18 protein-coding genes and 1 tRNA gene are annotated in these 19,554 nt (G+C 70.5%); 10 read left to right on the top strand and 9 right to left on the bottom strand.

Annotation, left to right across the window (positions count from 1 at the left end; translation table 11 throughout):
• Positions 1–420: 420 nt before the first annotated feature.
• The gene (locus A6A06_RS01130) at positions 421–1,437 is read left to right on the top strand and encodes a hypothetical protein (RefSeq protein ID WP_242440513.1); all 1,017 of its coding nucleotides are present in this window, start codon (positions 421–423) and stop codon (positions 1,435–1,437) included.
• On the opposite strand, the gene A6A06_RS01125 is transcribed toward A6A06_RS01130, so the two are convergent.
• The 7 genes from A6A06_RS01125 to A6A06_RS01100 all read right to left on the bottom strand — a co-directional run bounded on the left by A6A06_RS01125 (position 1,411) and on the right by A6A06_RS01100 (position 7,117).
• Positions 1,411–2,475 carry an NAD-dependent epimerase/dehydratase family protein gene (locus tag A6A06_RS01125; protein ID WP_073757868.1) on the bottom strand — a complete coding sequence of 355 codons (1,065 nt, stop codon included), beginning with the start codon at positions 2,473–2,475 and terminating at the stop codon, positions 1,411–1,413. The two genes, A6A06_RS01130 and A6A06_RS01125, sit on opposite strands and share 27 nt — an antisense overlap.
• Positions 2,476–2,753: 278 nt before the next feature.
• Positions 2,754–3,197: an NUDIX hydrolase gene (locus tag A6A06_RS01120; RefSeq protein ID WP_073757866.1), complete on the bottom strand. Its 444-nt coding sequence runs from the start codon at positions 3,195–3,197 to the stop codon at positions 2,754–2,756.
• A 58-nt stretch (positions 3,198–3,255) separates the two neighbouring features.
• Positions 3,256–3,387: a hypothetical protein gene (locus A6A06_RS43435; protein ID WP_274535864.1), complete on the bottom strand. Its 132-nt coding sequence runs from the start codon at positions 3,385–3,387 to the stop codon at positions 3,256–3,258.
• A gap of 145 nt (positions 3,388–3,532) precedes the next feature.
• A complete protein-coding gene (locus A6A06_RS01115; protein ID WP_073757864.1) occupies positions 3,533–3,946 on the bottom strand; it encodes an NUDIX domain-containing protein in 414 nt (137 codons plus the stop codon).
• 91 nt (positions 3,947–4,037) lie between these two features.
• Positions 4,038–4,391: a hypothetical protein gene (locus tag A6A06_RS01110; RefSeq protein WP_242440512.1), complete on the bottom strand. Its 354-nt coding sequence runs from the start codon at positions 4,389–4,391 to the stop codon at positions 4,038–4,040.
• Positions 4,392–4,435: 44 nt separating this feature from the next.
• Positions 4,436–5,758: a UDP-glucose dehydrogenase family protein gene (locus A6A06_RS01105; protein ID WP_073757862.1), complete on the bottom strand. Its 1,323-nt coding sequence runs from the start codon at positions 5,756–5,758 to the stop codon at positions 4,436–4,438.
• Between the two features lie 123 nt (positions 5,759–5,881).
• A complete protein-coding gene (locus A6A06_RS01100; protein ID WP_073757860.1) occupies positions 5,882–7,117 on the bottom strand; it encodes a hypothetical protein in 1,236 nt (411 codons plus the stop codon).
• A 260-nt stretch (positions 7,118–7,377) separates the two neighbouring features.
• On the opposite strand from A6A06_RS01100, the gene A6A06_RS01095 reads away from it, so the two are divergent.
• Positions 7,378–8,775 (top strand): transcriptional regulator, encoded by a 1,398-nt coding sequence (locus A6A06_RS01095; RefSeq protein WP_242440511.1) that lies wholly within the window; start codon positions 7,378–7,380, stop codon positions 8,773–8,775.
• Positions 8,776–9,147: 372 nt separating this feature from the next.
• Here the strand turns inward: A6A06_RS01095 and A6A06_RS01090 are convergent, their stop codons facing one another.
• The gene (locus A6A06_RS01090; protein WP_073757856.1) at positions 9,148–9,420 is read right to left on the bottom strand and encodes a PqqD family protein; all 273 of its coding nucleotides are present in this window, start codon (positions 9,418–9,420) and stop codon (positions 9,148–9,150) included.
• A gap of 814 nt (positions 9,421–10,234) precedes the next feature.
• Here A6A06_RS01090 and A6A06_RS01085 point away from each other — a divergent pair.
• Together A6A06_RS01085 and A6A06_RS01080 are read left to right on the top strand one after the other, a co-directional pair.
• Positions 10,235–10,408 (top strand): helix-turn-helix transcriptional regulator, encoded by a 174-nt coding sequence (locus tag A6A06_RS01085; RefSeq protein ID WP_073757854.1) that lies wholly within the window; start codon positions 10,235–10,237, stop codon positions 10,406–10,408.
• The gene (locus tag A6A06_RS01080) at positions 10,405–11,781 is read left to right on the top strand and encodes a tyrosine-type recombinase/integrase (RefSeq protein ID WP_073757852.1); all 1,377 of its coding nucleotides are present in this window, start codon (positions 10,405–10,407) and stop codon (positions 11,779–11,781) included. Before A6A06_RS01085 ends, A6A06_RS01080 begins: the two co-directional genes overlap by 4 nt.
• A 211-nt stretch (positions 11,782–11,992) precedes the next feature.
• Here the strand turns inward: A6A06_RS01080 and A6A06_RS01075 are convergent.
• A tRNA-Arg gene (locus A6A06_RS01075) sits at positions 11,993–12,064 on the bottom strand.
• Between the two features lie 189 nt (positions 12,065–12,253).
• Between A6A06_RS01075 and A6A06_RS01070 the strand changes: the two genes are divergently transcribed.
• From A6A06_RS01070 to thrB, 6 genes are all read left to right on the top strand, one after another.
• Positions 12,254–12,718 carry a response regulator gene (locus A6A06_RS01070; RefSeq protein ID WP_242440510.1) on the top strand — a complete coding sequence of 155 codons (465 nt, stop codon included), beginning with the start codon at positions 12,254–12,256 and terminating at the stop codon, positions 12,716–12,718.
• Positions 12,719–12,814: 96 nt separating this feature from the next.
• Complete coding sequence (gene nrtL / locus A6A06_RS01065) at positions 12,815–13,900, top strand: ArgS-related anticodon-binding protein NrtL (RefSeq protein ID WP_073757848.1); 1,086 nt, start codon at positions 12,815–12,817, stop codon at positions 13,898–13,900.
• 63 nt (positions 13,901–13,963) lie between these two features.
• Complete coding sequence (lysA, locus tag A6A06_RS01060; protein WP_073759601.1) at positions 13,964–15,355, top strand: diaminopimelate decarboxylase; 1,392 nt, start codon at positions 13,964–13,966, stop codon at positions 15,353–15,355.
• Positions 15,356–15,557: 202 nt separating this feature from the next.
• The gene (locus tag A6A06_RS01055) at positions 15,558–16,886 is read left to right on the top strand and encodes a homoserine dehydrogenase (RefSeq protein ID WP_073757846.1); all 1,329 of its coding nucleotides are present in this window, start codon (positions 15,558–15,560) and stop codon (positions 16,884–16,886) included.
• 8 nt (positions 16,887–16,894) lie between these two features.
• The gene (gene thrC / locus A6A06_RS01050; protein WP_073757844.1) at positions 16,895–17,971 is read left to right on the top strand and encodes a threonine synthase; all 1,077 of its coding nucleotides are present in this window, start codon (positions 16,895–16,897) and stop codon (positions 17,969–17,971) included.
• A 379-nt stretch (positions 17,972–18,350) separates the two neighbouring features.
• Positions 18,351–19,268 carry a homoserine kinase gene (gene thrB, locus A6A06_RS01045; protein ID WP_073757841.1) on the top strand — a complete coding sequence of 306 codons (918 nt, stop codon included), beginning with the start codon at positions 18,351–18,353 and terminating at the stop codon, positions 19,266–19,268.
• Positions 19,269–19,554: the final 286 nt, after the last annotated feature.

Below are 19,554 nucleotides of genomic sequence, written 5' to 3'. Positions count from 1 at the left end.
TATCACCACGCGCAAAACGGTTGCGCGTACGCCGCAGTAGGGAAAAGTGACGGAGGCGGCGGGCCTGCACCTCAGAGCCCGTCGACGTTGAAAGGAGCTTGCGTGGCCCCTCAACCCGCCCCGACTTTGCTCAAGCGTCTGGTGGATGAGGCCCACCAGACCTACGGGACCTTCGTGCAGGACTACCAAAAGGCCGCACGGAAGGTCGCCGACACGCGAGGCGACCGCAGCATCGCTACGGCGACCGTCTCGGAAATCACCTTCCGACGCTGGACGTCGGGAAAGGTCCAAACGCTGCCGCAGCAACCCGCTCCGTGGATCTTGGAGCACATGTACGGGTGCCCGGCACACGCCTTATTCCAGCCCGCCCCGGACGACACCACGCGGGCTTTACCCGCGATCGACGAAAGCGAACTGACCATGACTGCTCGCGACGCTGCCGCCCACGCGGAGGACGCCGCCTCCCTCACGGTGCCCGACATAACCCTCGACCGGCTGCGCGACACCATCCTCGATATCGCCCGCACCTACAACAGCACCTCTCCGCCCGAGGTATACCGCACGGCCAAGGAACTCCTCCTCGACACCCAGGAAAAGCTCGACCGCACCCAGGTCCCCCGCCAGCGTGAACACCTCTACCTCACCGCCGGCCAGGCCGCGGCCATGCTCTCCGCTGTCTGCTTCGACCTCGGCGCCCTGCAGCCGGCCGTCCAGCACTCCCGGACAGCGATCCTCTACGGACAGGTCATCGAACACGGGCCGCTCCAGGCGTACGCCCACGGAGCCCTCGCCTTCCTCGCCTACTGGAGTGGACGCCCCGCCGCCGCCCTCACCCTGGTACGTACTGCCCAAGGCTTCGGAGGGCTGGGCGCCACCGCTTGCTCCCGCCTCGCCGTCATCGAAGCCCGCACCCACGCCCACCTCGGCGATCACGAACAAGCCGTCCAGGCCATACGCGACTCCCTCGACATCCCCCACAGCAACCGCGACGACCTGCACGACGACATCGGCGGAGAATTCGGCTTCAGCTCCGAACGCCTGGCCATGAGCAACGCCACCACCTACCTGCTCATCGGCGACGCCACCGGAGCCGAAGAAGCCGCCACCCAGGCCCTGCACCTCCTCGATCAGCGTGACGCCGGCTCCCGACCGCTGCTCATCTCCTCACAGGCCGCCACCGACCTGGCCCGCGCCCGCCTCCTGCGCCAAGAACTCGACGGCGCCTGTGACGCTCTGGCCCCGGTCTTCGATGTGCCCCGCGACTGGCGCGGCGCAGGCGTTCTGGAACGCCTGGCCGCAGCCCGCGCCCAGCTCACCCGCCCGGTGTTCCGCACTGCCGCCAAGGCCACCGAACTCGGCGAGCGCATCGAGGAATTCTCCGCCAGCTCCGTCTCCCGCAACTTCCGCGGATCAGAGCCTCTCGCCCTCGAACCCTGACGCGACGCGCTCGGCGAACTCCTCAAGAAGACGCTCTTCCTTCCGCGCCGCGATACCGTGCTCGTCCGCCCGCGGGTGGGCCACCGGCAGACCGCCGTCACGCAGCCACCGCCACGTCGCCTCGACCGTCTCAGCCAGCGGCCGGCACACCAGACCGGCCGCCTGCGCCCCGTCGGAGGCGATGTTCCACACCCCCGCGTGCGTACGCCAAAGCGGCAGCTCCGTCCACTGCTCGACACCGGCCTTGACGAGGAAGGCATCCGGCACCCACGACAGCTCGCCCCGGTGGCCCGTCACCTCCAGACACGCGTTGAGGAAGCCGCCCATCGTCTCCCGGCCGATCGGGGCGACGACGTTGTACGCCCCGCCCACCGGCGCCGCGGCTTGATCCAGGGCGAATACGGCGACATCCCGCACGTCCACCGGCTGGATCGACTTGCCTGGCAGGCCGGGCGCAAGGACACGGCCGCCCCGCTCGGCCCGGCGCAGCCACCACGGCAGGCGCCCCACATACTCTCCTGGCCCCAGGATGACGCCGGGCCGCAGCAGCACCGAACACTTCTCGCCGAACGCCTCCAGCACCGCGCGCTCGGCCCCCGCTTTCTGCCGCCCGTAGTACCAGTCAGGGCCGGTCCAGTCCTCCGGCAAGCGGCCGTAATCTGCATCTGCGTCGGGCGGTCCGTCCAGCAGCTCCGACGCCTCAGTCAGCGGATCACCGGGCCAGCCCCGGTAGGCATTGACGGTCGACACGTACACGTACCGCTCCGCCGCCGCCTTCAGTGCCCGCGCCCCGGTCAGCACGTCTTTGGGAGGCAGTGCCGCCGACGACGTGTCCACCACCGCGTCCCAAGGGCCGTGCGAGGCCAGCTCGGCCAAGTCCTCTGCCGCGGTGCGATCCCCGCGTACCGGCCGTACGCCCGGCACGTCCTGCCCCGAACGCCCGCGGTTGAATGTGCTCACTTCCCAACCGCGCCGCAACGCCTCCTCGACAACTGCCCGGCCCAGAAACCACGTGCCGCCCATAACGAGAATCCTCATGGACGGATCGTGCCCGACCGACGGTCAGGCTCGCCAACTTCCGAAGGCCAGCTCGTCGAAGAAAGGGGTGACAATCAGGTGCAGGCCGGCTGCGGCTTCTGCCTGTAGCTCTCGGCGGGCGCACGCCTCGGGGCTCGCCGCGTCCCCGCGGTGCCCGGAGGACAGGAAGAGGTATCCAGCGCCGTGCCGGGGGAGTTGGCGCTCAGCAGGGGCGCAGCCTGCCGGGTTCTGGACGGCTACTACGCAGGCATCGCGAGTCGGCCCGTCGTCTGTGTGGTTCAGTGCTGCGGCCAGCCGTGCAGGGTGAGTGGAGTGGGGTTCGTCAGGTAGCCGTACAGGCCGGCGGCGGGGTATTCGATGATGTCTTCGGGCAGGTCGTGTACGTCGAAGAAGCGCAGGTCGAGGCACTTGTCGGGTTCGCGGTTGGTGGGTTCGCCCTCCCATCGGGTTGCCAGGAAGAAGAAGCCGATGCGCTCGTCGCCGGGACTCTGCTGGTGGTGGACGGTGTGGACGTGCCGCAGGTGGGCCGGGTCGACGGTGATGCCGGTTCCCTCGTGCGCCTCGCGGGCTGCGCCGACGGGGAGGGATTCGCCGGTGTCGAGCTTGCCCGAGGGCAGGTGCCAGCGGCCGTAGCCGTAGGGGCTGCCGCGTTGGGACAGGAGGATCTTGTCGCCGTCGCGCAGGATCACGTGGGTGTCGATGACGGGGGTTGCTGTGGGCATGGGGTCACCGTGCTCGTCGGGGCCGTTGTGGTCGTCTCGACGCTAGCGGCTGGCGGGGCTAGGGCGCTGGCGATCCGGGCGGCTGCCTCCTGGGGGTGAGGACGTTGGTGTCGATGGTGAGGACCTGTACGCCCAGGCGTTCGAGGGTGGAGGTGGCACTCCGGTAGAGCGCCACCTCGCATGCGGGCACCTCGGGGTCCGTCTCGAAGCGGTGGTGGGCGCCAGCCTCGGGGCCTCGCCGCCCCTGCGGCGGGCGCCGAGCAGGGCGACGCGGCCTGCTGCGTCCTGGGCGACGACCACGGAGGCAACGCCGGTCGGACCGCCGTCTGCCTGGTTCATGGAGGAACGGGTGGGTTTGTCTGCTGTGGGGTGGCGTGGTGGAGGTGGATGGCTTCGACGCACCAGGGTGGGACGCGCAGACGCGGCAGTATCCGGGGGTGGAACCAGGCGAGCATGATGCCCTCGGTCACCTCGATGCGGGTGGCGTCTCCGTTCCAGGAGGCGGTGAAGACCTCGATGTCGGGTCGGCCGTTGCCCTGTTGCACCGTGGCCAGAGAATGCAGGTCGGGGAGGTTGAGGCCGGCTTCTTCCTGAAGCTCGCGCGTGATGGCCTCGTGAGGGGTCTCGTCGGCCTCCATCTGGCCGCCGAGGAAGCTCCAGTGGCCGGGCCAGCAGATGCCGGGGATGTCGTCGCGCAGGTGCAGCAGGTAGGCGCCGTCGCTGTTGCGGATCGCTGCCGCCACACCCATGGGCACTCCTTGGCTCGCCGGTGGGTCCACGGTAGGCGCCTGGGGCGCGGGCGCCCGGCAATGCGGCTGCCACGCCCCAGGTGTCGCGGTGTTATGCGGTGGCGGTGTGTTCTCGGCCGCGCCGGGTGCGGCGGTGCAGGACCTCTGTCAGGGTGGTGCGCCAGCTGTCGGGTTCGATGTAGACCATGGCGATGAGCGAGGCGAGAACGGCGCCGCCGAGGTCGTTCATCACGCCGTCCCAGGAGTGCTGCTTGCAGTCGCAGGTGGTGAGCCCTTTGAGGCCGTGCAGCTGGTGCATGGCCTCGCCGCCTTCTTCGCCGACCTTGCCGACCTGGAGGGCCTTCAGCTCCCCGTCGGGCAGGTCGCTGCCTGCCTGCCGGCACACGGCCGCGAGACGTTCGATGGTGTCGAGGTCGAGGACGTCCAGGAGCTTGTGCGTGGTCATGAGACTCCTTCGGGAAGGCGGGCGGCCGTCCGGTGCCCGGCGATCTAGTGGGGTGTGCGCACCGCGGGGCGGCCGAGCTGGTGTACGCACCAGCCGGCGGCCGTCCAGCGGTGGGGGTCGAGGGCGGTGCGCAGGTCGACGATCAAGGGTTCGGCGGGCAGGTCGCGCAGTGCGGCCGGGTCGGCGTCGCGGTAGTGGGGCCACTCGGTCGCCAGGACGACGGCGTCGGCGCCCTTGACGGAGGCGGCGAGATCGTTGGTGTACTCCAGCTCAGGGTGGCGGGCCAGGGCGGTGGGGACGGCATGCGGGTCGTGCACGGTGATGCGGGCGCCGCGGTCCTGGAGCAGCCGGGCGACGGCCAGGGCGGGGGATTCTCGGACGTCGTTGGTGCCGGGCTTGAAGGCGGCACCCCAGACGGTGACGTCACGGCCGGCCAGACGCCCGTCGAGGGCCTGGGCGATCAGGTCGAGGGCTGCGGCGGGGCGGTGCTCGTTGATGATCTCGGCGGCGCGCAGCAGGCCGGCGGCATCATCGGCGCCGAGCTGGCGGGCCGCGGCGGTGAAGGCGCGGATATCCTTGGGCAGGCAGCCGCCGCCGTAGCCGATGCCGGGGCTCATACCGCCGACCCCGATGCGCGGGTCCATGCCGATGGTGGCGGCGACGGTGGCCACGTCCGCGCCGGAGGCGGCGCACATGTCGGCCACGGCGTTGATGAAGGAGATCTTCAGGCCGAGGAAGGTGTTGGCCGCCCCTTTGATCATTTCGGCGGTGGGCGGGTCGCACACCACCAGCGGCGCGTCGATGGGTGCGTAGAGTTCGCGGATGACGTCCTCGGCGCGGTGGGAGGGGACACCGGCGACGATCCGGTCGGGGCGCAGGGTGTCGGCGACCGCGTGGCCCTCGCGCAGGAACTCCGGGTTCCACACCACCTCGACGTCGCGGCCGGCGGGCGCGTGCCGGGCCAGCAGGCCGGCGAGCTTGGCGGTGGTGCCGGGGGTGACGGTCGACTTGCCGATGATGACCGTGGGCCGGGTCAGGTGCGGGGCGAGAGCACGGGCGGCGCCGAAGACCTGGCCCATGTCGTAGCCGCGGCCGTCCGCGTCGATGGGCGTGCCGACGGCGAGGAAGTGCACGTCGGCGGCCTGAGCGGCCTCGGCGAGGCTGGTGGTGAAGCGCAGCCGTCCGCTGGCGGTGTGCCGCGTGAGCAGTTCGGGCAGCTCCGCCTCGTAGATGGGGCTTTCGCCGCGGTTGAGGGTGTCGATCTTTGCCTGGTCGGTGTCCACGCCGATCACCTCGTGGCCGATCTCTGCCATGCCTGCGGCGTGCGGGATGCCCAGGTGGCCGCAGCCGATGACGGATACGCGCATTCGGGGTGCTCCTTCGAAAGTCCGTCCGGCCCCGGTGCGGGGCCGGGCCGGTCAACGGGCTCGCACGCTAGCGCCGTTGACCGGCCGGGCGGACATTCCGCAGGTCGCGCCGTTGACGTGACCTCAGGCCGCGATCTTCTCCAGCAGGTGCTGGGCGAGGTCGGGCAGTGCCTCACCTGCCGGTGCGGTGCACACCAGGTCGCCGTCCTGCGGACCCTCCAGGGGGTAGGGGTGGAAGACCCCGTCGTGCCAGAAGCCCTCGGGATCGCAGTGGACCACCTGCATACCCCGCTCGCGGGCGCGGGCGGCGACCTGGCGCCGGTCGGCGTGCAGGCCGACCACCAGCAGCGCCTTGGCGCCGTCCACGAACTCCACGTCGGGGACGGTCTGGTCGTAGCGGCGCATGAAGCACTCGCGCAGTCCGACGCGGGCGGGCAGCACATCGAAATTGTTCGTGATCACCGGGCCCGCCATCAGCCCCGCGTCGTGCAGCTCCTTGAGCGCGTACAGCGCCGGAGTGGGGCGGGCCAGGAAGCACGCGCGGTACAGCTCCACGCATTCCTCGACCTTCTCTTCCGGCGCGGTGAGGATTTCGCGCAGCAGCGGGTCATTCTGGGGGCGCAGCACGAAGTCCCGGGTGCCGGGGGCGTCGTCCTCGCGGGTGGTGACCCGGTAGACCTCGTGCAGCCGGTGCAGCGCGGGGATGCCGGCCTCCCAGCTGGTGCCGCAGCCGATTTCCACCTGGAAGGGCAGGTAGTCGGCGAGCGGGGCGAGGTCCGGGATGCGCCGGAAGGTGCCGGGGGCCGCTTTCCGGCGGACGCCGCTGGCCAGGACGTCCCAGGGACGACGGCGGGTCGCCGGGGGCGGCACGTACCCGGACGAGGTGACCTGTACGTCCAGACAGGCGTATCCGTGCGGCAGGGTGCGGCCGGCGCGCAGGTCTTCGGGGTGCGGGGCAGAGTGCAGGGTCGGGGTGACGTGCAGATCGCCGCGCACCCACGCGCCGCCTTCAGGCTTCCAGCCGCCTTCGCGCAGGGCGGCACGGACCGCCTCCCAGTGCGCGCCGATCTCCTCGGCCGGGGCGGCGGCGTGGTGGTACAGGTACAGCTGCCGCAGTGCCAGGGCCGGGGCGCCGGTGGTGGTGGCGAGGCCGTAGCGGTAGCGGTAGTGCACCATGCGGCGCCGTGCGTCGCCGGGCTGCCAGCCGGATTGCGGGGCTGTGGCCGACTCCTGGGTGCGCCGCCAGATGCCTTCTTCGATGTCGCGGGGCCGGTCGGCGCCGGGGGTGCCGAAGTAGGCGTGCCAGTCGCGTTCCTGCTGCGGGGTGAGCTGATCGACCACGATGAACGGAAGTTCCATGGGGGGCCTCTCGCTGTGATCCGTACGCCAGGCTCCGGGGCCGCGGCTCCGGGGCATCATCACCACGGCACCACAGCCACCTGGCCGGGCGAAGCCGGTGAAGCGCGGCGAACGCAGGCTGATGCCGCGGCGCCGCCCCGGCGAGAGAATCGGCGAAGGACCGGCGAATGAACCGGCGTTGTTCCTGCTGGGGGCCGCACCCCTTACGCTCGGAAGGTTCGGCGGTAACCCCACGGAAGGGCCCGAGGATGGCCGGGAACTTGCCCAACACACTCTTGAGCCACTTCATGGAACGGGCCCAGCTCACCAACGCCCAGCTCGCACAGGCGGTGACCGCGGGGGCGCGAGCCACAGGGCACCGGGACATCAATCCGGACGAGAGCCGGGTACGGCGCTGGCGCGGCGGGGAGTGCCCGCGCCAGCCCGTGCCGCAGCTCATCGCCCAGGTGCTCGGTGCCCGTCTGGCCCTGCCGCTCACCCCGGCGGACGTGGGGCTGCCGGGACCGCTACCGCCGACCGGCCTCGGCACCGACCTGCCGTGGCAGCACACCGCCACCATCGCCGCCATCGCTCACCTGACCCGGAGTGACCTGATGCTGCCGCACACCCGCACCAGCCACGACGCCACACAGATCCAGGCCGCCGACGCCCTCCTGGAGCCGCTTCGGCGCTGGCCGTCCGCGAAACCCGCCGCCCTGCCGAATGCGCCGCGCACCGGCACGCTGGGCACCGCGCAGATCGCATCGATCGAGGCGCTGACCGCCGCCTTCCGGGACGCGGACAACCGGCACGGCGGGGTGCTCTCCCGCCGGGCCGTCGTGGCACAGATGAGCGAGATCAACGACCTGCTCGCCACCGCCTCCTACACCGAAGCCACCGGGCGCCGCCTCTTCCGGGCCGTCGCCGACCTGGGCAGTGTCGCCGGATGGATGTCCTTCGACGCCGGAGCACACGTCAGCGCACAGCGGCTCTTCGTCACCGCAGTGCACGCCGCCAGCGAAGGCGGAGACCGGCAGCTCGGCGCGCACATCCTCCAGTGCATGGCCCGCCAGATGTCCCACCTGGGGCACGTCGAGGACGCCCTCGAACTCATCGCCCTGGCCCAGTACGGAGCACGCCGGCACGCCAGCCCCGGCACCCGCGCGGTCCTCGCTGCGCTGCACTCCCGCTTCAGCGCCATGTGCGGCGATCTGGAGGAGAGCCAGCGGGCGGCCCAGGAGGCCGAGGACGCCTTCACCCGCATCCGCCCCGGTGACGAGCCGCCGCACACCGCCTTCTTCGACGAGGCGGAACTGTCGGCCACCCTCGGCATCGCCCACCAGATCGCCGCCAAGCAGACCTCCGGTCACCAGCGCACCCACCGCGCCGAGCAGTCTCTGACCCTGCTGACAAACGCCCTGCGGCTGCGGCCCGCCGGCCGCGTACGCAGCCGAGCGTTCGACCACATCGGCCTCGCTCGTACCCACCTGGCCGTCGGAGAACTGGCCGGAGCCTGCCAGGAGGCCGCCACCGCCCTCACCATCGCCGAGGGCCTGCACAGTACCCGTATCGCCGACCGGCTCAGCGAACTCCACGAGGAAACCGAGCCACACGCGAGCAGCAGCGACATCAGCGCCCTGCGCGAGCGCCTGGAAGACGCGGTCACCACCGCGCGCTGAACGGGACAAGGGTGCGGCCCGGACACGAGGACCGATCGCTTTTCGGAGCCGTATGCCGGCGCCCCGCCCGCCTTGGAGCTGCATCGCTGGCCAGCTTCCGTGTGCGGTGTGTGGGTCGGCGCGGCTTCGCTACCGTCGGCAGTGGCACTGAAGCCCCACACGGGAGGACGGATGGACAGGACGAACGGGGCGGGGGGCGACCCGCCGCAGTGGGCAGCGCGGCGAGCCCGGGCAGGCGTCCGCGGTGCCGGGCGCGGGCGGTGTACCGGAACGGCAGCCGCAGCAGAACCAGGGCGAGTGTGAGCCCGGCTGTGGCGGCCAGGCGCTCGGGCAGGGTGCCGGTGCGGACGGTGGAGTACGCCTCCACACTGGTCACGGCCGCCACCCCCACCAGCGGCGGTGCGTCCGGACCGGTTCCTGGCCGGTGTGGGCAAGGCCCCGCGCGGCCAGCGTATCGGCGACCGTACGGACGTCGGCGGCGGCCTGCTGCACGCCGGTGCCGTACCGCTCGGCGTACTGGCCGGCGGCCTCCTCCTGGCTGGTCGAGGCGAGCAGCAGCATCACCGTGGCCGACGCGGTCGGCGTCAGGTAGGCCCAGCGGCCGGTCCGCTCGCCGAGGATCGCGCCGCCCTCATCGGTGAGCACGGGGTGGGCGCCCTCACACAGCCGCCCACCTCCTGCCACGATGCCGCCCGGGCGACATGCTGCCGCAGCCACACCTCGTCTTCGACGGTGGTCGTGCGACGTCGCTGTGGTGGTCCGCCCCCACGATGGGGTGACGGCTGACGACAACGCGACAGTTGGGGCTCCGGCGTCCTACATTCTCGCTTCCCGGCCGCATCGAGTGAGCCGTCATCCGGCCTTCGCTCACGGCAGACGAGGAAGAACCGCAAAGGACTGGAACTTCTCCCGGCGCTAAGCGAACGTACAACACCCCCGGAGATACAGGGCTTGCCAGCAGCTCGCCGGGCGACATGTGAGGAGTCTGTTCTGTCGACCCGCGCTCTCCGGTTTGTTCGGGTGACTGTCTCAGCCCGCTCGGGTGCTCGAACGCGTACTGACTGACAGAGAAAGAGGATGCGTTCCGGAACGGGAGGAACGCAACATAGCCGACGATCGCCGGTTAGCCAAACCGGCGATCGTGCGGAGTATTGATGCTGTTCGCGCCGACACTTGGCGGTGGCTTCGGTGCGGATAGGTCTGTGTGCGGCGTCTCCTTCAGTGAGGCCCGGACACGTATACCTAGCCCGCACATGGCGTGAACGGTAAGCGCCAGACGGCTCCGTCGTGCGGCGACAGTCACTCTGCAAGGAACCCGCATATGCCACACAAAGCCCGAATTAGTCGCGCGCGCCGGACGGGTGTGTTCGTGACTGATCCGCACCTTAGCGGCTGGTGTGCGTGTGCCATGCCTTCTGGTGCGTAACTCGTGCAGAGGGCAGACAAGAATGACAGGCTTATGACGGTGCCGGAAGTGCTGGCGGAACTGAATGGTGTTTCTCGCCGGACCTTCTACCGATGGCGGGAGCTGGGAACCGGTCCCACTGTTCTCAAGCTCCCGAATGGCGAGCTGCGCGTATGGCGAAGTGCTCTTACGCGTTGGCTGGAGGAGAGAGAGGAAGCGGCAGCTTGAAGACGACCGACGTTCGAATATGGGGCGTCAGGCCGAAGTCCCGGCAAGGAAGGGATACCTACGAGGTCCGTTGGACGGTAGCGGGGCGCGAGATCTCGCGGTCGCGCCGTACTAAAGGACTCGCTGACAAGCTGCGTGCTCAGCTCCTCATGGCGCAGGACAACGGGGAGCAGTTCGATACCGTCTCTGGTCTTCCTCCTTCAATGGAGGAACAGGGGCCTCTTCTTACCTGGTATGCCTTCGCGTTGAAGTACCTGCGCATGAAGTGGCCGCACTCTGCGCCAAATTACCGCGATGAGATCAATGAGGCGCTGAGCGGGGTCACCAAGGCGCTCGCCCCAATGCATGCCGGTCGGCCGTCGGATGCGGCCATGCAGAGGGCGCTGCGCGACTGGGCATTCGTGCTGCCCGGCCCGGACGAGCGCAGCATCCCGCCCGAGGCCAGGTCTGTGATCGACTGGCTGGTGAAGCATTCGCCACCGCTCGCCGATCTGAATAAGCCCGCCGTGATGCGGGGAGTGCTTGAGGCTCTCAAGCTCAAACTCAACGGGGAGGCTGCGGGCAGCGAAACGTTCAAGCGGAAGCGTAAGGTGCTCGTTAACGCGCTCAATTACGCGACCGAACTGGGAGAGTTCGAGGAGAACCCCGTTCACGCCGTTTCCGTTAAGAGGCCACCCAGAGTCATTCCCGTCGACCCTCGCGTGGTCGCGAATCCGCAGCAGGCGTCCAATCTGCTGGGAGCTGTCTCGTATGTGGGCGGCTATAACCGGGCCCGAGGGCGTCGCCTCGTCGGAATGTTCGGCGGCATGTACTACGCGGGGATGCGGCCGGCGGAAGCGGTTGGCGTCGCCATTCAGGATTGCCACCTGCCGGCGGAGGGGTGGGGGCTGGCGAACCTGCACCGAACGCGGCCCACGGCGGGGAAGAAGTGGACGAAGAGCGGTGAGGTGCACGACGACCGCGGGCTGAAGAATCGGGCTCAGGGGGAGGTCCGGCCTACTCCACTGCCTCCCGTCCTGGTGGCCATGTGGCGGGACAGTATCGACACCTTCGGTACTGCAGACGACGGTCGGCTGTTCTTCAATGAGCGTGGCGGACTGGTCGGATCTTCGACCTACTCACGCGTGTGGGGCGAGGCCAGGGAGTTCGCGCTCCCACCGGACCTCGTGAACAGTCCTCTGGCCGACTGCCCGTACGACCTCCGCCATTCGGCGCTCTCAACATGGCTCAACGCCGGTGTGGACCCGACCGAAGTTGCGGAGCGGGCAGGAAACACGGTCGAGGTTTTGCTCGCCCGCTACGCCAAGTGCCTCCACGGCAGGCACCTCGTCGCGAACCAGCGGATCGAGAAGTTGTTGCTCGAATACGCGTGACGATCATCACACTAAGCACCCCGAGGTGAACACCTCGGGGTGCTTCTGTTGTGCCGACTAGTCCCAATGGTCGGTCAATGTCCGATCCCGCGTATGTCCCGCAAGGGTTGTCCTACGGGTGCATTCGCTGGCACTTGGCTGCAGATAGCTGCAGGCCCCTTGACCTGACGTAACGCCTGATCAAGGGGCCTTCTAGGCACCTGAACTGCGGTGCCCCCGGCAGGATTCGAACCTGCGCACACGGCTCCGGAGGCCGTTGCTCTATCCCCTGAGCTACGGGGGCGTGTCGGCTGCTCTCGCGGCGACGGGTAGAACACTACCAGCTCTGACGGGGTGTTCATGAACGGGTTGGAGGAGGGGGGTGTAGCGCATGTGGGGGTGGGGGGCAGGGGGGTCGGGGAAAGGTCCCTCGCACGGGGCGGAAGTGGGGAAAACCCGGACGCAGCCGGAGGCGCGCGCCTAGTCTCAAGGTGTGCCTGGCTTGTCCGGCCGGGTCCTTGTGGTCGACGACAACAAGGTCATCCGGCAGTTGATCAGGGTCAACCTCGAGCTTGAGGGCTTCGAGGTCGTGACCGCGGCCGATGGTGCCGAGTGCCTGGACATCGTGCATCGGGTCGCGCCGGACGTGGTGACGCTCGATGTGGTGATGCCCCGGCTCGACGGGCTGCAGACGGCGGCCCGGCTCCGGGCCGATCCGCGGACGCGGGGGATTCCTCTCGCCGTCGTCTCCGCCTGCACCCACGTGGAGGTGGAGAGCGGTCAGGCGCTGGGGGTGGACGCGTTCCTGGCGAAGCCGTTCGAGCCCATGGATCTTGTGCGTATGGTGCGGCGGCTGATGAGCCGTGGCGGGGAGCCGGGCGGCGAGGGGCTGGCCGATGCGGACGCCGATGCCGACGCCGAAGGGGATGCGGAGTCCGTCGTCCGTCCTGCGGGGTGAGGGGCCGGGCCGTGGCGGAGGGTGAGCGGCCGCCGGGGTGTCCGATGGGTGAAACCTGGTGGCGGTGAGGGACCGTTCCTCCCATACGCTGGGGGCGTGACCCCCGCTGAGCTCTCCCGCGCCGTCCTGCGCTCCGTGCGCGGCGCTGTGGAGGACGGAGAACTCTCCGTGACCGTTCCGGAGCGGGTTGTCGTGCGGGTGCCCGCGCGAGGCGGGGGCGGCGGAGCGGCCGATCTGGCGTGCAGTGTCGCGTTGCAGGTCGCCAAGGAGGCCGGCCGCCCTTCGCGTGAGGTGGCCGCGATGCTGCGTGAGCGGTTGGCGGGTGTGTCCGGGATCGCCGGTGTGGAGATCGCCGGGGCCGGTTTCCTGAATGTGACGTTGACGGGCGCCGCCCGCGCCGGGCTCGTATGGAGTGTGCTGGCGCAGGGGCGGGAGTACGGAAACACCGCCGGGCGCGGCGACGGGCAGGAACCGGGGCGGGGCTGCGGGCCGGTGGGGCTGCGGGCTGCGGCCGGGGTGCGGGCTGCGGTCGTGGCGGAGGCGTTGGAGCGGATTCTGCCCGCGGGGGGAATCACGGCAAAGGCCGAGCCGAGGGGAGAGGGGAGCTCTCCGCACTCGGCGGTGGCCCGGGGCCGTACCGAGGAGGTCGCCCCCCACCCGGTGGAATCCCACCCCCACTCCCCCCATCAAGACTGGCGCACCCTGACCGCCCGCCTGGGCCCCGACGAGGCCCGCTGGGTTCTGCTCCGGGTGGCTCAGCAGGATGCCGTGCGGCTGCCCGAGCGGCCCGTGCAGCGGGAGAGCAACGGGCGGTTCCGGGTGCAGTACGCGTATGCGCGTACGTGTGCGATGACGCGCAATGCCCGGGACCTGGGGTTCGCGGCGGAACCGGGGGACATGGGGGACGGGCGTGCGGTCCGGGAGGTCTGGGCCGCGGTCGCCGAGTATCCCGGTGTGGTCGAGGCCGCCGCGCGGCACCGGGCGCCCGACCGGGTCGCCCGGCATCTGGAAGTGACCGCCGACGCCTGGCTGCGATGTCATGACGTGTGTCCGCCGCTGCCGGTCGGGGAGGAGAAACCCTCGGCCGTGCACCGCGCCCGGCTGGCACTCGCCGAAGCCGCCGGAACGGTGCTCGCCAACGGCCTGCACCTGCTCGGCATCTCCACGCCCGAACGTCTGTGATCCATCCGGCGGCGCCCTGTGCACGGCGACGCCGTACCCGTACCCGAGGGGAACCTCCACGCCATGAGCCGCTCCGCCCACCCCGCAGGCCCCCGTCACGGTGACGTGCTGCCCGAGGGGCACTACGCCGCGCCGCCCGCCGATCTGAACAGCCTCGACCCGCGGGTGTGGGCCCGTACGGTCGAGCGCAACGCCGACGGGGTGGTCACCGTCGGCGGGATCGATGTGTCCGCGCTCGCCGAAGAGTTCGGGACGCCCGCGTACTTCCTGGACGAGGACGACTTCCGGAGCCGGTGCCGGGCCTGGAAGGAGGCGTTCGGCGAGGAGGCGGACGTCTTCTACGCGGGCAAGGCCTTCCTGTCGCGGGCGGTCGTGCGCTGGCTGGCGGAGGAGGGCCTGAACCTGGACGTGTGCAGCGGGGGCGAGCTGGCCACCGCGCTCGCGGCGGGGATGCCGGCCGAGCGGATCGCGCTGCACGGCAACAACAAGAGCACCGAGGAGATCACCCGGGCCGTCGAGGCGGGCGTCGGGCGGATCGTCCTGGACTCCTTCCAGGAGATCGTGCGGGTGGCGCACATCGCGGACCGGCTGGGCAAGCGGCAGCGGGTGCAGATCCGGGTGACGGTGGGCGTGGAGGCCCATACGCACGAGTTCATCGCCACCGCGCACGAGGACCAGAAGTTCGGCATCGCGCTGGCCGGCGGGCAGGCCGCCGAGGCCGTGCGGCGGGTGCTGAAGCTGGACGGCCTGGAGCTGACCGGAATCCACTCGCACATCGGTTCGCAGATCTTCGACATGGCGGGCTTCGAGGTGTCCGCGCGGCGCGTGGTGCAGCTGCTCACCGAGGTACGTGACGAGCACGGCGTCGAGCTGCCGGAGATCGACCTCGGCGGCGGGCTCGGCATCGCGTACACCTCCGACGACGACCCGCGCGAGCCGCACGAGATCGCCAAGGCGCTGGGCGACATCGTGACCCGGGAGTGCGCGGCGGCGGGGCTGGCCGTGCCGCGCCTGTCCGTGGAGCCGGGCCGCGCCATCGTCGGGCCGACCGCCTTTACCCTTTACGAGGTCGGCACGGTCAAGGAGCTGGACGGCCTGCGTACGTACGTCTCCGTCGACGGCGGTATGTCGGACAACATCCGTACGGCGCTGTACGACGCCGAGTACAGCGTGGCGCTGGTCTCGCGGGCCTCGGACGCCCCGCCGATGCTCTCGCGGGTGGTCGGCAAGCACTGCGAGAGCGGCGACATCGTCGTGCGGGACGCGTTCCTGCCCGCCGACGTGGCCCCCGGTGACCTGCTCGCCGTGCCCGCGACCGGCGCGTACTGCCGGTCGATGGCGAGCAACTACAACCACGCGCTGCGCCCGCCGGTGGTCGCGGTGCGCGCGGGAGCGGGCCGGGTCATCGTCCGGCGCGAGACGGAGGAGGACCTGCTGCGTCTCGACGTCGGGTGACGACGGGCGCAGCACCGCAGGGCTCAGCGGGACCGCAGGGCCGGAGGACCGGGCCGGCCCCGCGCGGGCGGCCGGTGACAGGGGAACCCGCCGGGTGACCGACAATGGTGGAACAGATGTCTCGGCATCCGGACCGGGGCCGGAATTCCCGGTCCGGTGCGTGAGACTGGTGCAGACCGAGAAGGAAAGCGAAAGAGGTCGAATGATGCGTACGCGTCCGCTGAAGGTGGCGCTGCTGGGCTGTGGAGTGGTCGGCTCAGAGGTGGCGCGCATCATGACGACGCACGCCGACGACCTCACGGCCCGCATCGGCGCGCCGGTCGAGCTGGCCGGAATCGCCGTACGCCGCCCGGACCGGGTGCGCGCGGGGGTGCCCGCCGAGCTGATCACCACCGACGCCACGGAGCTGGTCAAACGCGATGACGTCGACGTGGTCGTCGAGGTCATCGGCGGCATCGAGCCCGCCCGTACGCTGATCACCACCGCGTTCGAGCACGGCGCGAGCGTCGTTTCGGCCAACAAGGCGCTCGTGGCGGCGGACGGTGCCGCGCTGCACGCCGCCGCCGAGGCCAACGGCGCCGACCTGTACTACGAGGCCGCCGTGGCCGGCGCGATCCCGCTGGTCCGGCCGCTGCGCGAGTCGCTGGCCGGTGACAAGGTCAACCGGGTGCTCGGCATCGTCAACGGCACGACGAACTTCATCCTGGACAAGATGGACAGCACCGGGGCGGGCTACTCCGAGGCGCTGGACGAGGCGACGGCCCTGGGGTACGCGGAGGCCGACCCGACCGCGGACGTGGAGGGCTTCGACGCCGCCGCCAAGGCCGCGATCCTGGCCGGAATCGCCTTCCACACCCGGGTGACCATCGACGACGTGCACCGCGAGGGGCTGACCGAGGTCACCGCCTCCGACATCGCCTCCGCCAAGCGCATGGGCTGCACGGTCAAGCTGCTCGCGATCTGCGAGCGGGCGGCCGACGGCGCTTCGGTCACCGCGCGCGTGCACCCCGCGATGATTCCGCTGACGCACCCGCTGGCCTCCGTGCGCGAGGCGTACAACGCGGTCTTCGTCGAGTCCGAGGCCGCCGGCCAGCTGATGTTCTACGGCCCCGGCGCCGGCGGCTCGCCGACCGCCTCCGCGGTCCTCGGCGACCTGGTGGCGGTCTGCCGCAACAAGCTGGCCGGAACCACCGGCCCCGGCGAGTCGGCCTACACACAGCTGCCGGTCGGCCCCATGGGTGACGTCGTCACCCGCTACCACATCAGCCTGGACGTGGCCGACAAGCCCGGTGTCCTCGCCCAGGTCGCCATGGTCTTCGCCGAACACGGTGTGTCCATCGACACGGTCCGCCAGCAGAGCAAGGACGGGGGTGCCGCCCGCTCCGGTGAAGCCGAGAACGGGGGAGAGGCGTCCCTCGTCGTCGTCACGCACCGGGCGGCCGACGCCGCCCTGTCGTCGACCGTCGGCGCGCTGCGCGACCTGGACACGGTCCGGGGCGTCGCCAGCATCATGCGGGTCGAAGGGGAGTAAAGGAACCCATGTCTGCCATTTCCACCGCGAGCCGTCAGTGGCGCGGAATCATCGAGGAGTACCGCGACCGGCTGCCGGTCGGCGCGTCGACCGAGGTCGTCACGCTGCGCGAGGGCGGTACGCCGCTGGTGCCCGCCCAGGTGCTCTCCGAGCGCACGGGCTGTGAGGTGCATCTCAAGGTAGAGGGCGCCAACCCCACCGGCTCCTTCAAGGACCGGGGGATGACGATGGCCATCACCCGGGCCAAGGAGGAGGGCGCCAAGGCGGTCATCTGCGCCTCCACCGGCAACACCTCGGCCTCGGCCGCCGCCTACGCCGTACGGGCCGGGATGGTCTGCGCCGTCCTCGTCCCGCAGGGCAAGATCGCGCTGGGCAAGATGGGCCAGGCGCTGGTGCACGGCGCGAAGATCCTCCAGGTCGACGGGAATTTCGACGACTGTCTGACGCTGGCCCGCGGCCTCTCCGAGAAGTACCCCGTCGCACTTGTGAACTCCGTCAACCCGGTACGGATCGAGGGGCAGAAGACCGCCGCCTTCGAGATCGTCGACATGCTGGACGACGCGCCGGACATCCATGTGCTGCCGGTCGGCAACGCGGGCAACATCACCGCGTACTGGAAGGGGTACCAGGAGTACGCGGCCGACGGCCTCGCCTCGCGCACCCCGCGCATGTGGGGCTTCCAGGCGTCCGGCAGCGCGCCGATCGTACGTGGCGAAGTTGTCAAGGATCCGCACACGATCGCGACGGCCATCCGTATCGGCAACCCCGCCTCCTGGCAGTTCGCGGAGCGTGCCCGGGACGAGTCCGGCGGCGCCATCGACGAGGTGACGGACCGTCAGATCCTGGCCGCCTACCGGCTGCTGGCCTCCCAGGAGGGCGTCTTCGTGGAGCCCGCCTCGGCCGCCTCGGTGGCCGGACTGCTCAAGGCGGCCGACGAGGGCAAGGTCGACCCGGGCCAGCGCATCGTCTGCACGGTCACCGGCAACGGCCTGAAGGACCCGGACTGGGCCGTCGCGGGCGCCCCGCAGCCGGTCACCGTCCCGGTCGACGCGGACGCCGCGGCCGAGCGCCTCGGCCTGGCGTAACCCGCCTTCCGGAAGGGAGGTGCGCCCGGCCGTGCGGAACGGCCGGGCGCACCGCCCGCACCGGCGCGCGACATCCCCCGAAATAGGGGTTACCGGGACCGCAGGAACCCCGTAACCTCGGATGGAGCAAACCCTGCAAAGGCTGCAAAGGCGGCCGAGAGCCGCGGGCAGCGCGCGACACGCATCGTGCGCCTCCTGTGCGCCCTATGTCGCCACAGAACCTTCCTTCGATAGGCTGGCAGCCAACTCCCCTCCCCACGGCATGTCGCAGTGGTGTGCAGGGCAGGTCAGAACGGTCCCCATGAGCCGGCCGGGCACCCTGGTGCCGCGGCGCTCCGGGGCAGTGCCGCAGCATCACATCAAGGAGAGTCATCGAGCGATGGCCGGTCCAGCGTTCCGCGCCGCCGCCGTCCGGGTGCGCACCCCCGCGACCAGCGCCAATCTCGGTCCCGGCTTCGACGCCTTCGGGCTGTCCCTGGGCCTGTACGACGACGTCGTGGTGCGGGTGGCCGATTCCGGCCTGCACGTCGACATCGCGGGCGAGGGCGCCGAGACCCTGCCGCGCGACGAGAGCCACCTGCTCGTACGGTCCCTGCGCGCCGCCTTCGACCTGCTCGGCGGGCAGCCGCGCGGCCTGGAGATCGTGTGCGCCAACCGCATCCCGCACGGCCGCGGCATGGGCTCCTCCTCCGCCGCGATCTGTGCCGGCATCATGGCCGCCCGCGCGGTGACCATAGGCGCCGAACAGAAGCTGGACGACGCGGCACTGCTGGAACTGGCCACCGAGATCGAGGGCCATCCGGACAACGTCGCCGCCTGTCTGCTCGGCGGCTTCACCCTGGCCTGGACCGATACCGGATCGGCGCGCGCGATCCGGCTGGATCCCGCCGATTCCATCGTTCCGGTGGTCTTCGTACCGGGCAAGCCGGTGCTCACCGAGACCGCGCGGGGCCTGCTGCCGCGGACCGTCCCGCACGTGGACGCCGCGGCCAACGCCGGCCGCGCCGCACTGCTCGTCGAGGCCCTGACCAGGCGCCCCGAGCTGCTGCTGGCCGCGACCGAGGACCGACTTCACCAGGAGTACCGTGCTCCCGCGATGCCCGGGAGCGTGGCCCTGGTGAACCGACTGCGGGCGGACGGCGTCCCCGCGGTCATCTCCGGCGCGGGCCCCACGGTGCTCGCGCTGGTCCAGGAGGACGCGGCCGACAAGGTCGCCGGCCTCGCGGGCGAGGGGTGGGCAGCCAACCGGCTGGCCCTCGACGCGGCGGGTACCTCGGTGCTGCCGCTCGCCGGGTGATCGACGATTGCCGGTCTTCGAGAGGGGGAATGTTTGTTGGATCCGGTAGTGTTAACCTCAAGTGAGTACGTGACGCCTCAGCGGCGCGGTACTCCGTGTCCCCCATCGGGACCACTTTTCTTCCGGGAGCCTCCCAAACTGCTTGGAGCAGTTGCCTGAGCAGAAGCGAGCACGCTCCGGAATCGGCGTGACGGACATGAGTCACAGACATCTCTTCGCGCCGGAACCATGCACTGATCTTTCCGCCATTTCCGGCGGGACCACCGCCCCGGCCAGGTCCGCACGA

It is taken from the genome of Streptomyces sp. CB02923, from assembly GCF_001905005.1.
In the GTDB taxonomy this organism is placed as follows: domain Bacteria; phylum Actinomycetota; class Actinomycetes; order Streptomycetales; family Streptomycetaceae; genus Streptomyces.
This window is presented reverse-complemented; position numbering and strand designations above follow the sequence as displayed.